Raw genomic sequence first — 13,273 nt, 5'->3', positions numbered from 1 at the left:
CCCCCCCCCCCCCCCCCCCCCCCCCCCCCCCCCCCCCCCCCCCCCCCCCCCCCCCTTTTTTTTTTCAAGCAGAAGACGGCATACGAGATTACTACGCGTCTCGTGGGCTCGGAGATGTGTATAAGAGACAGCTGCGACGGCGCGCCTACGGCGCTCCGCGGAGCCGGAGCGCGAGCACGCCGCCGAGCACCAGGATGAGCGCGGAGCACAGGAGCGCGCCCGGGCCGACGAGCCCCGACGCGATCGCCAGGCCCCAGAGGATGCCGCCGATCCAGAGGCCGCCGTCCACGCCGAGGTTCCACACCACGGAGGCGCGCCCCGAATCCATCCGCAGCATCGTCGTGTGCAGGGTGACGGTCTGCACGACGCCGACGCCCAGGCCTAGGAGCACCCCGGAGACGATCGCGGACGCGGGGCCCGGTACGAGGGCGCCGAGCGCGCCGCCGGAGGCGAGCAGCAGTGCGCCCGCGAGGACGGCTCCGCGCGCGGAGGTGCGCGCCTCCAGCTCGCCGCCGAGCCAGCGGCCGAGCGCGTTGCCGGCCTGCACCGCGAACACCACGAGCGCCGCGCCCTGTGCCGCGGCGGTCACCGGCAGGCTCGTGAGGCCGTGGGAGAGCAGCACCACCGCGGCCAGCAGCAGGCCGACCGCGAGCCAGGGGATGCCCAAGAGCGCCGCGAGCGGCCCGCGCCGGCGCGCCGTCGGGACAGCCGCGTCTGCCGCACCCGCGCCGGTGCGGCCGACCCCTGCAGGGATGCCGAACGAGAGGACGGCGCCGAGCAGCCCCGCGACGAGGGCGCAGACGCCGAACACGGAGGGGGAGAACGCGAGGGCGAGCTGCACTCCCGCCGGGGAGCCGATGGCGGAGGCGGCCATGGTGACGAGCCCGTACACGCCCAGCGCCCTGCCGAGACGCTCTCCCGGCACCAGCAGCGCGACGCCCTGCGCGCCGGCGACGATGAGGACGCCGAACGCCGCCCCGCCCGACACGGCGCCGAGGAGCAGCAGCGCCGTGCCCTGCGCGATGCCGGTGATGAGGGCGCCGATGCCGAGCACGGCGAGCGAGACCGCCAGGACGAGGCGGAGCGAGCCCCGGCGGACGAGGGCCGGGGCGAAGACCTGGACGCCCATCACGAAGGTCATCATCGTCCCCACGAACAGGCTGCTCAGGCCGGGCTCGTCGCTCCTCGTGACCGGCACGAGCGAGTAGAGCGTGAAGAACACGGCGACGCCGAGCGCCACCGCCGCCGTCAGCGATGCCACCGCCCTGCGGGTCATGACCGGCCTCCTTCCGGGGCTTCGATGAGGCGCCCGAGTCTGCGCGCTCGGCGCGCCCGCGCGCTCAGCGGACCACCGAGCTGAGCAGCAGCGAGGTCTCGGAGTTCACCACGCCCCGGATGGACCGCACCCGGCGCAGCAGGTCGTCGAACGCGGCGAGGTCGTCGCAGACGATCTCCGCCACGAGATCCCAGCCGCCGTTCGTGGTGTGCAGCTTGGTGATCTCGGGGAAGCCGCGCAGGGAGGAGATCACGTGGTCGGTGGTGTACCCCTCGACCTCGATGAACGAGATGGCGCAGACCTGCTCGTTCTGGGCGGGGTCGCGAATCCGCACGGTGAAGCCGACGATGACGCCGGCCGCGGTGAGGCGCTCGATCGCCTTGCTCACGGTGGCGCGCGAGACGCCGAGCTTCTGCGCGAGGGTCGAGACGGGCGCGCGCCCGTCCTTGCGCAGCTCGGCGATCAGCCTTCGATCCAGTTCGGACAGCGGAGTCATGCGTCGAGGATACCGTCACCGCGACATTCTGCTCTCGCATACGGCGCAAAGTGTTCGAAAGCTTCACAGAATGTGCGCGGTTCTGCAATTCCGGACGCACATCTAAATCAGTAGGTTCTTTGCGTCAGACAGCTCCCGGTGCAGTGCGCTGTTCGAACGATCGATTCCGGCGCGATGCCGGACCGGACTAGTGAGGAGAATCAATGCCGCAGTTGGTAGACGTCCCCAACATGGCCCGCTGGATCCAGCGCGAGGGCGTAGGGCCCATCATCCGAGACATGATCGGCTACCTGGAGTCCGACTTCCGCCGCTGGGAGAGCTTCGACAAGACGCCGCGAGTGGCGAGCCACACGCCCTTCGGAGTGATCGAGCTGATGCCCACGGCCGATTCCGAGACCTACTCGTTCAAGTACGTGAACGGCCACCCCTTCAACCCGGCGCGCGGCTACCAGACCGTGACCGCCTACGGCATGCTCGCGAGCGTGGACAACGGCTACCCGACCTTCTTCTCGGAGATGACGCTGCTCACGGCGCTGCGCACCGCGGCCACCTCGGCCATGGTGGCGAAGCATCTCGCCCGCCCGGACTCGAGCCGCATGACGCTCATCGGCGCCGGCAGCCAGTCGGAGTTCCAGTCCCTCGCGATCCGCGAGGTGCTCGGCATCGAGGACCTCTCGGTGTACGACGTGGACCCGGCGGCGGTGGAGAAGCTGCGCCGCAACCTCGAGCCCCTCGGGTTCCGCATCACCGCGGCCGTATCCGTGGACGAGGCCGTCGAGGGCGCCGACATCATCACCACCTGCACGGCCGACAAGGCGCAGAACACGGTGCTGCTCGACCGGCACGTGCGCCCCGGCGTGCACCTCAACGCCGTCGGCGGCGACTGCCCGGGCAAGACCGAGCTCGACGAGCGCATCCTCGACCGATCCTCGATCTTCGTCGAGTTCCCGCCGCAGACCCGCATCGAGGGCGAGATCCAGAACAAGCCGGAGGACTACCCCGTGACCGAGTTCTGGAAGGTGCTCACCGGCGACGAGACCGGCCGGAAGAGCGACGAGGAGATCACCCTCTTCGACTCCGTGGGCTTCGCCATCGCGGACTTCTCGGCCCTGCGCTTCGTCCGCGACGCCACGGCCGGCACCGACCTGCAGAGCGAGATCGACCTCGTGGCCGATCCCGAGGACCCGAAGGACCTCTTCTCGCTGGTCGGCGTCAACAGCCCCGTCCACTAGCGGCGGCGCCTCGCGAGGGCGCCTCGGCGACGATCAGTCGTCGAGGCGCCACTGCGCTGCTCACGCAGCGTCGTCGCCGGCCCATTCCGCAAGGGCTGCACGGATCGCCTCCGAACGGGTGCGGTGCTCGCGCTCGGCGCGCGCCATGACCGCGGCGAGTTCGGATTCGCTGAGCCGCACGGTAACCGCGTGCGATGGCTCGTTCGTACGCGATGGCCGTCCCGGAGAACGGAACGTTGCACCGGGGAATCCCGCTTCGGCGTTCTCGACGAGGCGGGCCACCACTTCCTCGGTGATCTCCACCCCGTCGATTTCTCCGTAGGAGCCGTTCACGGGCTTGGCGGGCTTGCTCATCTCAACCTCCTCTGCATCCTGGCGACTACTGATTTACGGGCCGGCATCGCATGGATCACGAGGTATCGGCTGCCGTGACCGAACGATAACGCCCCCGGCTCCCATGGCCGGCCGGTCCCGTCGAACGCCAGGCGCATGTATCGCGGCGGTTCGTCGTCGTCGATCACGGTCTCGTCGGTCCCCTCGCGCCACATGCGAATCACTTCGTCGACGTGCAAGCCACGTTTGAGCGCCGACTCGTGGACCTGCACATGAATCATCCTCACCGTCCGTCCTGGTTTCGTGTACAGAATACCCGTGTTTTGTGTACGAAACCGTGGTTCGTTCCGTTCGATGCCATTGACTGCCCGGCCGGCGACGATCAGTCGTCGAGGCGCCACTGCCAGTAGAGGTCGTGGCGCCGGTCCGACTCGGTCGCCACGGCGGCGAGCTCGTCGGATGCGTCGAGCACGATCCAGCCCGTCTCCGTCTCGCCGGCGGGGTAGAAGGGGCCGATCGCGTCCTCGGCGCACAGATATCCCGTGCCGTACTCGTCGGCGAGGAACTCGCCCGCGGTGTCGTAGCCGGAAAGGTAGGTCTCGCCGAACGCCAGATCGGAGGCGTACTCCTCGCTTGCGGGTGTCGTCACCTCGAAGCGGAGGCCGATGAATCCGTCGTTCGCCGGCGGCTCGGCGAACTCGCCATCGCATTCGAACTCGCGGTCGACCTCGAGCAGCGTCACCGTGCCGACCGGTTCGCCCTCGTCGTCGAGGATCGTCGCCGCCTCGCCCAACGCCACGTCCTGCCGGCCCTCGGCATCCGCCGCCCCTGCGTCCGGGTGCAGCGTGGTCCGCGGCTCGGGCGACGGCGCGGACGGCCCCGGCCCGGGTGCGATCTCGGCATCCGAGCATCCTGCGAGCGCGAGCGCCGCGACGACCGCGAGCCTCGCGCCCGCGGCGCCCCTTCTGCTCATGGCGATAAGCATAGGGCCGCTCGCGGCGTTCAGCGGACGGCAAGGGCTTCGCGTCCGCCGAACAAAGTCCGAAGGATTCGTAATACGATAGGGGTATGAGTAAGCGGATCATCCAAGGGCGCGAGGTCGGCGAAGCCGAAGTCGATGCCTGGGTCGCCGAAGCCGAGGCCGGCTACGATGTCGAGGAACTCCGCAAGCGGGTTGCTGGAGGTCGGCCAGGGCGTGGTGCCGAGCCATCGCAAGTGATCCCCGTGCGGCTCACGGCGGAAGAGCTCGCCGCGGTGATGGAGCGTGCAGAACGCGAACACCTGAACCGCTCCGAGGCGATCAGGGCAGCGTTGGCCGAGTGGTCGCGCGCGGCGTGATCGTTCGAGGCTCGGCGCTCAAGCATCGCATCGCGGCAGAGGATGGCATTGAAGCCGCGACTCGGTCTGTCATCACCATTCTGCTCGATGATGAGAACCCGCAACGGGTCATGCGGCTCGGATTCGATACGAAGAGCCGGCTCCTGGAGACCGTGGTGCTGTTGTGGGATGACGGTACGGAAGAGCTGATCCACGTGATGAAAGCGCGTCCGCAATACGTCCGCCTTCTCGAATAGGAGTATTGCGCTGATCCGCCTTTGAGATCTGCGGGTCGCGAGTTGTCTCGCTCGCGGCTGCGGGCCCTATTCGAACGCGGCCGCGCCCATGCCGGTGATGTAGGCGGCCTGGCCCACGTGCTCGGCGGCGTCGACGGAGATGCTCACGAGCCGGGAGGCGCGCGTCACCGGCGGATCCCACTGCTCGTCGATCACCTCGCCGAGCGCGGTCTCGTCGAGCGTCTCGAGGTAGGCGACCTGCGCGTCGACGACGGCCCCGAGATGGTCGAGCAGCAGCTCCGGGTCGTCGACCCGCACGGCGCGGGCCTGCTCGGCGGTGTCGCCGTATCCCATCGCGTGCTCGTCGAGGTCGAGGCCGAAGCGGCGGTCGAAGCCCTGCGCGGTCCACACCGCCTCCTCGCCCGAGAGTGCGGAGAGCTGCTCGTCGAGCTCGCGCGCGGCGTGCCACAGCAGCCAGGCGATCGAGTTGTCGTGGTGCGGATGCGCGTCGAGCAGCTCGGGCGTGAGCGAGTCGCGGAGCATCTCGGCCGACTCCTGCGGCCGCCGGGCCAGGTCGATGAGGATCTCGATGGCGTTCATGGACGCCACGGTAGGCTTCGCGGCTGACCGTCGTCGGTGCGGGCGCACCCTCCCTGCTGTTGAGAATAATTATCAATTAGTCTGATCGAAACCACGGACGACGAAAAAGGGGGCCACCATGGTCGATGCTCGGCGACTCGAGCGGTTCGAGACGGGATGGGGATTCATCGCGGCGCTGGACCAGAGCGGCGGCAGCACGCCGAAGGCGCTCCGGCAGTACGGCGTCGACGAGACCCGGTACGCCGACGAGGGGGCGATGTTCGATCTCATCCACGAGGCGCGAACCCGTGTCATGACGAGCCGGGCGTTCACCGGCGACCGCATCCTCGGCGCCATCCTGTTCGAGGGCACGCTCGACCGGAACGTGGACGGGCGGGACGTCGTCGACTACCTCTGGGCTGGGAAGGGCATCCTGCCGTTCCTGAAGATCGATCGCGGCGTGGAGGAGGAGCGCGACGGCGTGCGGCCGATGCGCGAGATCCCCGGCCTCGAGGACACGCTGGCGCGGGCGGCGGAGCGCGGCGTCTTCGGCACGAAGGAGCGCTCCGTCATCCATCGCGCCGACCGCGCGGGCATCCGGAGGATCGTCGAGCAGCAGTTCGAGCTGGGAGAACGCGTGCTCGCCGCGGGGCTGATGCCGATCCTCGAGCCGGAGGTGGACATCACCGCCCCGGACCGCGCCGAGATCGAGGCGCTGCTGCGGGAGGAGATCCTCGCCTCTCTCGCCGGGCTCGGCGAGAGGAGAATCGCGCTCAAGCTGAGCATCCCCGAGCGGGACGGGTTCTACGGCGACCTGATCGCGCATCCGAACGTCGCCCGGGTCGTCGCGCTCTCGGGCGGGTACTCGCGCGAGCAGGCGAACGAGCGGCTCTCCCGCAATCCGGGGCTCATCGCGAGCTTCAGCAGGGCGCTGCTCGACGGACTCCACGAGGGGCAGGGCCAGGACGAGTTCGATCGCGTTCTCGACGAATCGATCGAGTCGATCCACCGCGCCTCGGTCGGGCCGCGATGAGCGAAGGGCGGAGACCGAACCCCGCGCGCAGCGGCGACCCTCGGAAGCGCGCCCGCCACCTCGCCGAGCAGCGGCCGGTGCCGGTGACGGTGCTCAACGGCTTTCTCGGCTCGGGCAAGACCACGCTGCTGCAGAGCCTGCTCGTGCAGGCGTGGCGCCGCTCGCCCCGGCTGCGGCCCGGCGTCATCGTCAACGACATGAGCTCGCTCGACGTGGACGGCATCGTCGTCGAGGAGACGGAGGTGGTGAGCCGCGAGCGGGGCAGCTTCGCCAGCATCAGCGGCGGCAGCGTGCACAGCGCCGCGCTGCTGCCGGCCCTCATCGAGGCCGCCGATGAGATGGTGCAGCGCATCGAGCCCGACCACCTGTTCATCGAGACCTCGGGGAGCACCCGGCCCTGGCCCTTGATCAAGGCCATCGCGCGGCATCGGCGGCTCGAGCTCCACGGCTTCCTCTCGCTCGTGGACGCCGCCATGCTGCGCGACGACTTCGACTGCGGCTCGGGGCTGGCGGCTCGAATCGGCCGCCAGTTCGAGAGCGGGGCGCTGGGGATCGAGATGCTCATCGGCGAGCAGGTGATGTTCGCCTCCGACGTGTACCTCACGAAGATCGACAAGCTGACCCCGGAGCAGGTGCGGCGCACCGCGCGCGAGCTGCACCGGCTCAACCCCGGCGCGGGGGTCGTGGGGCTCCACTACGGCAATCTCCGGCTCGATGACGTGCTTCGCAAGCGTCCCTACGATCGCTCGAGGGTCGCCGGACTCGGGCGGGAGATCGAGGAGCGGGATGCGGCGCATCCCGAGACCGGGAACCTCGTCTCGCTCGTGCTCGACACCCCGCGGCCGTTCCATCCCATCCGGCTCTGGGAGGCGTACACCACCGCCTTGCCGCAGACGCTCTATCGCAGCAAGGGGATGGCGTGGATCCCGAGCCGGGACGACAAGGTGCTGCTCTGGAACCAGGCAGGCGGCGGGGTCGACCTCGGCTTCTTCGGCTATTGGAAGGCCGGGGTGCTCGAGCACGACGAGGGGCGGCTCCTGCCGCACGAGATCGACGCGCTCGAGCGGGAGGTGGCGGCGATCGACCCGGTGTTCGGCGATCGGCGCACCAGCATCACGCTGCTCGGCGAGGAGGCTGATGCGCGGGCCTTCCTCGCGCTCCTGGAGTCCTGCCTGTGCACCGACGACGAGGTGCTCGCCTGGCGGTACGGCGAGGAGTTCGAGGACCCCTGGCCGCAGCGCACGGTGGCCATCGACGGATTGGGCGCGGGGTAGCCGGGGTCGGTGCGGTGGTCTGGCCGCGATCTCGGCATGCCGGGCCGCGGGATCAGCGCTCGGCCAGGGCGTCGATGGCCGTCACGAGGCGACGGCGCTCCTTGGCGATCCACTGGCCGTCGGCGTAGTTGGCGAGGAAGTCCTCGGCGAACCCGACGGGGTCCTCGCCCACGACCGAGCGGATGGGCGTGGCGTCCGCCGCGGCCTGCTCGAAGAGCGAGGCCAGGTCGTCGGTCATCTGCACGAGCACGTCGCCCTTCGAGACGACGCCGAAGTGCATGAGGTATCGCTCCACGGCCTGCGCGGCCGCTCGGTAGTCGGCGGGCAGGGCCTTGATGCGCGCCTGCGCTTCGCGCCAGCGGCGCTTCTCGCCGAGGCTGCCGGTGACGGTTTCGAGGATGCTGTTCATCGTGCGGTTCCTTCTCGGAGTCGGTCGAGGCGGTCGGCGAGCAGGTCCCAGTCGGACCAGAACGCGGCGAGCTGCTCCTCGCCGGCGCCGTTGAGGGCGTACACCTTGCGGGGCGGGCCCTTCTCGGAGGGGACCTTGTCGACGTCGACGAGCCCGCGCTGCTCGACTCGCACCAGCAGCGCGTAGACGGTGCCCTCGGCGATGTCCTCGAAGCCGAGCCCGTGCAGCCGGGAGCGGATCTCGTAGCCGTAGGTGGGATGCTCGGCGATGATCGCGAGCACGGCGCCTTCCAGCACGCCCTTGCGCATCTCGGTCATCTGTCGCGCCAATCCGCCCGCCTTTACTACTCAATATTGCTTGGTACGGGTACACTGTAACGCTGAGTAGGCGACGGTGCAAGTCCTGCGTTGCTGTGCGGGCTGTGTCGGGCGGAGCTGGGGCGGAGGTGGACGGGAGGTTTCGCCGCCGCGGTCAGGCCTCGGCCGGTTTCGCGTCGTAGGTGACCCAGTCGGTGCGCGTTGCGAGCGTGTCGTACAGGGCCTGCGCCTGCCGGTTGTCCTCGGCGGTGATCCAGCGCACGACCGAGCGGCCCTCGAGCGCGGCGATCCGCTGCAGCCGCTCGATCAGGGCGCGGCCCGCGCCCTTGCCCCGGATCTGCGGGTCGGTGAAGAGGTCGTCGAGCCAGATGCCGACCGTGCCGGTGGAGGGGCGGGCGAAGCGGCGGTAGTGGGCGATCGCGACGATGCGGCCGTCGTCCTCGGCGACGAGCCCCTCCGACTCGTGGTCCGGATCGACGAGCCATCCCCATACGCGGGATTCGACCTCCGCCGATTCCTGCAGCCGGTAGAACTCCCGGTAGGCCTTGAAGAGCTCGCGCCAGCGGTCGGCATCCGAGGGGTCGAGGGGGCGGACGGAGATGGGGGCGGAACTGGCCATCGGTGCTCCTATCGATGCGGTTGCATCCCCATCTTCGCCGACGGCGGTGCGAGAGGCCAGCGTTGCGAACCGACGGCGTCGGGGCGCAGCAGACCCGGCTCGCCCTCGCCCAGTGCAGAACTTGGCGGGAGATCGTCATGCAGGGAGGGGGAAGGCCACAGAAGGGCGCCAAGTTCGTGAGGGGGGATGCGGGGTCGATCATCAGGGTTGTAGTTGATAATGGTTATCAATTTTGAGATGGCGAGGGAGAAAAGGCGGGGCCATGGCGCAGCGGGAGGACGAGGACCGGGGCTTCGACCAGGCGGCGCGGGACTTCGACCGCCTGGGGCGGCATCTCTGGCAGCCCATCGGGCGGGAGACGGTGCGGCGCACCGAGCCGCGGACCGGCGAGCGGGTGCTCGACGCTTGCTGCGGCACGGGCGCCTCGGCGATCCCGGCGGCGGAGCGCGTCGGCCGGGACGGCGCCGTGGATGCCGTCGACGTCTCGGAGCCCCTGCTCGAGCGCCTGCGGGGAAACGGCGCGCACCTTCCCTCGCTGCGCGCGCACCGCGCCGACATCACCACCTGGGAGGCCGGCGACTACGACCTCGTGCAGTGCGTGCTCGGCGTCTTCTTCCTCCCCGACATGGCGGCGGGGGCCCGCCACCTGATCGCCCGCGCCCGCCGGGGAGGGCGGGTGTGCTTCACCATCTGGCGCCGCGGTGCGATGGTCGACGCCGGGCGGCGCCTGCAGGGCGCGCTCGAGCGGGTCACGGGAATCGCCGCGGGGGAGCGGTCCGGGCACCTCGTCGACCGGGTGGACGAGCCCGACGCGTTCGCCGACTGGCTGCGGGAGCTGGGCCTCGAGCAGGTCCGGGTGACGGAGGCCCCGCTGACGCTGCCGGTCTCCGAGGAGATCGCATGGCTCGTGGTCACCGGGTCCGGGTTCGTCGCGGCGTTGAACGGCCTCGACGACGCGCAGATCGACCGGGTGCGCGTCGAATACCTGCGCTCGTTCCGGGAGGACGGCGTCGAGGCGTTGGACGCGACCACGCTCATCGGCGTCGGCACCCGGGCGTGATCGCGCCCGGCGGTGTCGGCGTGCGGGCGTGACCGCGCTCGCGGCGTCGGCACTCGGGCATGATCGCACCTGCCGGCGTCAGCGACTGGGCGCGAAGGCCGCCGAGCGGAGGGCACCGCCCACCGCATCCCGTGGCCCATGTACTCGTTCCGGGGCGACTGACTTCCCGCTCAGCCGTCCTGCAGGGAGGCGTCGATCGCGGCCTGCGCGGTCGGATGCGAGAACTCGAATCCGGAATCGAGGAGCGCCTTCGGCTGCACCCGCGCATCCGAGAGCAGCAGCGAATCGGCCGCATCCGCGCTCAATCCCAGCCGGAGCGCCCAGGCCGGCGCCGGCAGCAGGAACGGGCGGTGCAGGCGATCCGCGAGCGTGCGGCCGATCTCGTTCGCGCTCGCGGGCTCGGGGCCGCTGAGGTTCACCGGCCCCTCGAGGCCGTGGTCGATGATGTGCCGGATGGCCCGCACCTCGTCGTCGAGCGAGATCCACGGCCAGATCTGCCGACCGGTGCCGAGCGGCCCGCTGAGCCCGAATCGGGTGAGCGCGACCATCGGCTTGAGCACGCCCTCGGGGTGGAGGAGCGGGGCGGTGCGCAGCAGCGCGACCCGCGCATCCGGGCCCGCGAGCAGCGCCTCGCGCTCCCACGCCGCGCTCAGCAGCGCGAGGAAGGAGTCGCCCCGGTCGCTCGACTCGGTGAGCAGCTCGCCCGGGCGGTCGCCGTAGAACCCGACGGCGGAGGCCGAGACGAGGGCGGGCGCCTCCGCGCCGAGCCGCCGGATCGCGCTCGCGAGGGCGCGCGTGGGCAGCAGGCGCGAGCTGCGCAGCACATCGCGATAGCGCCGCGTCCACGGCAGCTTGCCGATGCTCGCCCCGTTGAAGTTCACGACCGCCCGCGCGCCGGCGATCACGGCCGGGTCGAGCGGCTGCTCGCCGGGGTGCCACTCGATCTCGTCGGCGGAGCGGGGCGCGCGGCGCACGAGGCGGGCGACCCGGATGCCGTCCGAGCGGAGCGACTCGACGAGCGCGCCGCCGATGAGGCCGGAAGAGCCGGAGATGATGATGCGGTCGGTGTCGTCGGTCATGGGGCGACCCTATGCGCCGAGACTGCGCGGGCCCGCAGAACGGCGCGACAGTGATGCATGCATCAATGCATGGATGAGCGTATGCTGCTCCCATGTCCGCCTACGAGCTCCCCTGGGAACGAACGGATGCATCCCCCATCGCCGTGCGCATCGCCGCCGCCGAGGCCCGGCGCATCGTCGAGGGCGCGCATCCGCCCGGAGCCCTGCTGACCGAGGCGGAGATCGCCAAGCGCGAGGGCGCGAGCCGCACGCCGGCGCGCGAGGCGATGCTCCAGCTCGAGGCCTGGGGCCTCGTGCGCATCGCGCCGAAGAAGGGCGCGGTCGTCACCGCCGTCACCCCCGCCGAGCGCCGCGACCTCATGGCCCTGCGCGCGATGCTCGAGCGCGCATCCGCCGAGGCCATCGCCCGGGACGCGGGCGGTCAGCGCATCCTCGCCGAGGGGCTGGAGGCCGAGCTCGAGCGCCAGCGCGCCGCCGTGGGGGACGACGACCTGCTCGCCTTCGCGAGCGCCGACTACGCCTTCCACGCCCGCATCATCCAGAGCCTCGGCAATGCCGTGGTCGACGAGCTGTGCGGCACGCTCGCACCCCGCTTCGCGCGGCTCACGCACGCGGCCGCATCCGACCGCGCGGAGGTGCTGGCCGGCCTGCTCGACGACCACGAGGCCCTGGCCCGGCTCCTCGCCGACGGGGATGCGGCGGGCTTCGCCGCGGCGCTCGACGCGCACCTCGCGGCGGCGCACGACCCGGATCGCGGCGCCCCGTGAGCCGCCTCGGCGCCCGCGTGCCGGGCTGGCTGCTTGTCGCGCCCGAGATGTTCCTGCTCGCCTGGGGCGGCAACCACTTCACCCCGCTGCTGCACCTCTACACGACGCTCGGGCACTACGAGCAGTGGCAGGCGAACCTGCTGCTGGGCATGTACGTGTTCGGGCTCGCGCCCGGGCTCATGGTGGCCTCGGCGCTCTCGGACCGGCACGGACGCAAGCCGGTGTTCCTCGCGGGCGTCGCGCTCTCGCTGCTCGGCAGCCTGCTGCTGGGCATGGGGCTGCACTCGTATCCGCTGCTGTGCATCGGGCGCGTGCTCGCCGGCATCGGCGTGGGCGTGGCGATGTCTGTCGGCACGGCGTGGGTCAAGGAGCTCTCCTCGCCGCCCTTCGAGGATGCGGGTGCGGTCGCGGGCGCCCGGCGCCCCTCGCTGACGATCACGCTCGGCTTCGCGCTCGGCGCCGGCGTCACGGGCGTGCTCGCGCAGTTCGCGCCGATGCCCGCGGTGCTGCCCTACATCGTCCACGGCGCGCTGAGCCTCGCGGCGCTGCCCCTCGTGCTCGCGGCGCCGGAGTCGCGCGCGAAGGCGCGCACGGGCTCGGCCTGGTGGCACGACCTCCGCGTCCCCGCCGCGAGGCACCGCGACTTCGTCGGCATCATCGCCCCCGCCGCGCCGTGGGTGTTCACCGCCGCCAGCGTCGCCTACGCCGTCGTCCCGGCCAGCGCGGAGCCCGTGTTCGGCGACATGACGACGATCTTCGCGACCATCCTGACGGTCGTGACGCTCGGCACGGGCGCGGTGGTGCAGAGCTTCGCGATGCGCATCGACCGGGCCACCGGCGGGCGCGGCCTGCAGACGGGGCTGATCGCCATGGCCGGCGGGCTGCTGCTCGCCGCGGCGGCCACCGGGATGCGCGACCCGGTGCTCTCGGTGCTGACCGGCATCGTGCTCGGCGGCGCCTACGGGCTGTGCATGACCACCGGCCTCGGCCGCGTGCAGCGCATCGCCGTCGAGACCGGAAGCGGCCTCGCGGGCCTCACCGGCGTGTACTACGCGCTCACCTACATCGGCTTCCTGCTGCCCACGCCCATCGCGGCGCTGCTGCCCGTGCTGCCCTACTTCGCATCGCTCGCGATCCTCGCGGGGGTCTGCCTCCTCTGCCTCGCCATCGTGCAGCGGAACGCGCGCCGGGCGCGGTGATCCGTCGCGGCACGTAGGATGGCATTCGTCGCTCGCACGATTGGCGG

18 protein-coding genes are annotated in these 13,273 nt (G+C 71.0%); 8 read left to right on the top strand and 10 right to left on the bottom strand.

Translation table 11 applies throughout. The features are described 5' to 3' along the window. Nucleotides 1–145: 145 nt before the first annotated feature. Both FM112_RS13075 and FM112_RS13070 read right to left on the bottom strand, forming a co-directional pair. A complete protein-coding gene (locus tag FM112_RS13075; RefSeq protein WP_087008291.1) occupies nucleotides 146–1,276 on the bottom strand; it encodes an MFS transporter in 1,131 nt (376 codons plus the stop codon). Between the two features lie 64 nt (nucleotides 1,277–1,340). Beyond that, on the bottom strand, nucleotides 1,341–1,772 hold the full coding sequence (locus FM112_RS13070; RefSeq protein WP_087008289.1) for an Lrp/AsnC family transcriptional regulator: 432 nt from the start codon (nucleotides 1,770–1,772) through the stop codon (nucleotides 1,341–1,343). 203 nt (nucleotides 1,773–1,975) lie between these two features. Here FM112_RS13070 and FM112_RS13065 point away from each other — a divergent pair, with 203 nt between their 5' ends. Next, the gene (locus FM112_RS13065; RefSeq protein ID WP_087008287.1) at nucleotides 1,976–3,004 is read left to right on the top strand and encodes an ornithine cyclodeaminase; all 1,029 of its coding nucleotides are present in this window, start codon (nucleotides 1,976–1,978) and stop codon (nucleotides 3,002–3,004) included. A gap of 60 nt (nucleotides 3,005–3,064) precedes the next feature. Here FM112_RS13065 and FM112_RS13060 read toward each other — a convergent pair whose 3' ends face one another. The 3 genes from FM112_RS13060 to FM112_RS13050 form a co-directional block, all read right to left on the bottom strand. Beyond that, the gene (locus FM112_RS13060; RefSeq protein WP_087008285.1) at nucleotides 3,065–3,358 is read right to left on the bottom strand and encodes a ribbon-helix-helix domain-containing protein; all 294 of its coding nucleotides are present in this window, start codon (nucleotides 3,356–3,358) and stop codon (nucleotides 3,065–3,067) included. Further along, on the bottom strand, nucleotides 3,355–3,609 hold the full coding sequence (locus FM112_RS13055; RefSeq protein ID WP_140400688.1) for a toxin: 255 nt from the start codon (nucleotides 3,607–3,609) through the stop codon (nucleotides 3,355–3,357). Before FM112_RS13055 ends, FM112_RS13060 begins: the two co-directional genes overlap by 4 nt. Nucleotides 3,610–3,719: 110 nt before the next feature. Then, entirely contained in the window at nucleotides 3,720–4,310 is a 591-nt protein-coding gene (locus FM112_RS13050) for a hypothetical protein (protein ID WP_087008281.1), read from the bottom strand. 95 nt (nucleotides 4,311–4,405) lie between these two features. Here FM112_RS13050 and FM112_RS13045 point away from each other — a divergent pair, with 95 nt between their 5' ends. After that, nucleotides 4,406–4,675, top strand: coding sequence for a ribbon-helix-helix protein, CopG family (locus FM112_RS13045; RefSeq protein ID WP_087008279.1), 270 nt, complete (start codon nucleotides 4,406–4,408; stop codon nucleotides 4,673–4,675). Continuing rightward, nucleotides 4,657–4,911, top strand: coding sequence for a hypothetical protein (locus FM112_RS13040; RefSeq protein ID WP_254910498.1), 255 nt, complete (start codon nucleotides 4,657–4,659; stop codon nucleotides 4,909–4,911). The genes FM112_RS13045 and FM112_RS13040 overlap by 19 nt, the downstream gene beginning before the upstream one ends. Before the next feature lie 66 nt (nucleotides 4,912–4,977). Here FM112_RS13040 and FM112_RS13035 read toward each other — a convergent pair whose 3' ends face one another. Beyond that, nucleotides 4,978–5,490 (bottom strand): DUF664 domain-containing protein, encoded by a 513-nt coding sequence (locus tag FM112_RS13035; protein ID WP_087008277.1) that lies wholly within the window; start codon nucleotides 5,488–5,490, stop codon nucleotides 4,978–4,980. A gap of 118 nt (nucleotides 5,491–5,608) precedes the next feature. Between FM112_RS13035 and FM112_RS13030 the strand changes: the two genes are divergently transcribed. Both FM112_RS13030 and FM112_RS13025 read left to right on the top strand, forming a co-directional pair. Beyond that, entirely contained in the window at nucleotides 5,609–6,502 is an 894-nt protein-coding gene (locus FM112_RS13030; protein WP_087008275.1) for a fructose bisphosphate aldolase, read from the top strand. Continuing rightward, a complete protein-coding gene (locus tag FM112_RS13025; protein ID WP_087008272.1) occupies nucleotides 6,499–7,776 on the top strand; it encodes a GTP-binding protein in 1,278 nt (425 codons plus the stop codon). Before FM112_RS13030 ends, FM112_RS13025 begins: the two co-directional genes overlap by 4 nt. 52 nt (nucleotides 7,777–7,828) lie before the next feature. On the opposite strand, the gene FM112_RS13020 is transcribed toward FM112_RS13025, so the two are convergent. From FM112_RS13020 to FM112_RS13010, 3 genes are all read right to left on the bottom strand, one after another. Beyond that, on the bottom strand, nucleotides 7,829–8,185 hold the full coding sequence (locus FM112_RS13020; protein ID WP_087008270.1) for a DUF1048 domain-containing protein: 357 nt from the start codon (nucleotides 8,183–8,185) through the stop codon (nucleotides 7,829–7,831). Further along, nucleotides 8,182–8,514 carry a PadR family transcriptional regulator gene (locus FM112_RS13015; protein WP_087008268.1) on the bottom strand — a complete coding sequence of 111 codons (333 nt, stop codon included), beginning with the start codon at nucleotides 8,512–8,514 and terminating at the stop codon, nucleotides 8,182–8,184. Before FM112_RS13015 ends, FM112_RS13020 begins: the two co-directional genes overlap by 4 nt. A gap of 142 nt (nucleotides 8,515–8,656) precedes the next feature. Beyond that, nucleotides 8,657–9,121 (bottom strand): GNAT family N-acetyltransferase, encoded by a 465-nt coding sequence (locus FM112_RS13010; protein WP_087008266.1) that lies wholly within the window; start codon nucleotides 9,119–9,121, stop codon nucleotides 8,657–8,659. Between the two features lie 262 nt (nucleotides 9,122–9,383). On the opposite strand from FM112_RS13010, the gene FM112_RS13005 reads away from it, so the two are divergent. Further along, nucleotides 9,384–10,181 (top strand): class I SAM-dependent methyltransferase, encoded by a 798-nt coding sequence (locus FM112_RS13005; RefSeq protein WP_087008265.1) that lies wholly within the window; start codon nucleotides 9,384–9,386, stop codon nucleotides 10,179–10,181. Nucleotides 10,182–10,351: 170 nt separating this feature from the next. Here the strand turns inward: FM112_RS13005 and FM112_RS13000 are convergent, their stop codons facing one another. Then, nucleotides 10,352–11,260: a TIGR01777 family oxidoreductase gene (locus FM112_RS13000; RefSeq protein ID WP_087008263.1), complete on the bottom strand. Its 909-nt coding sequence runs from the start codon at nucleotides 11,258–11,260 to the stop codon at nucleotides 10,352–10,354. A gap of 92 nt (nucleotides 11,261–11,352) precedes the next feature. Between FM112_RS13000 and FM112_RS12995 the strand changes: the two genes are divergently transcribed. Next, complete coding sequence (locus FM112_RS12995) at nucleotides 11,353–12,027, top strand: GntR family transcriptional regulator (protein WP_087008261.1); 675 nt, start codon at nucleotides 11,353–11,355, stop codon at nucleotides 12,025–12,027. Further along, a complete protein-coding gene (locus FM112_RS12990) occupies nucleotides 12,024–13,226 on the top strand; it encodes an MFS transporter (RefSeq protein WP_254910497.1) in 1,203 nt (400 codons plus the stop codon). The genes FM112_RS12995 and FM112_RS12990 overlap by 4 nt, the downstream gene beginning before the upstream one ends. Nucleotides 13,227–13,273: the final 47 nt, after the last annotated feature.

Source organism: Gulosibacter sp. 10, from assembly GCF_900163695.1.
Lineage (GTDB): Bacteria > Actinomycetota > Actinomycetes > Actinomycetales > Microbacteriaceae > Gulosibacter.
The sequence above is the reverse complement of the archived record's forward strand: the minus strand, read 5'-3'. Positions and strand labels throughout refer to the sequence as shown.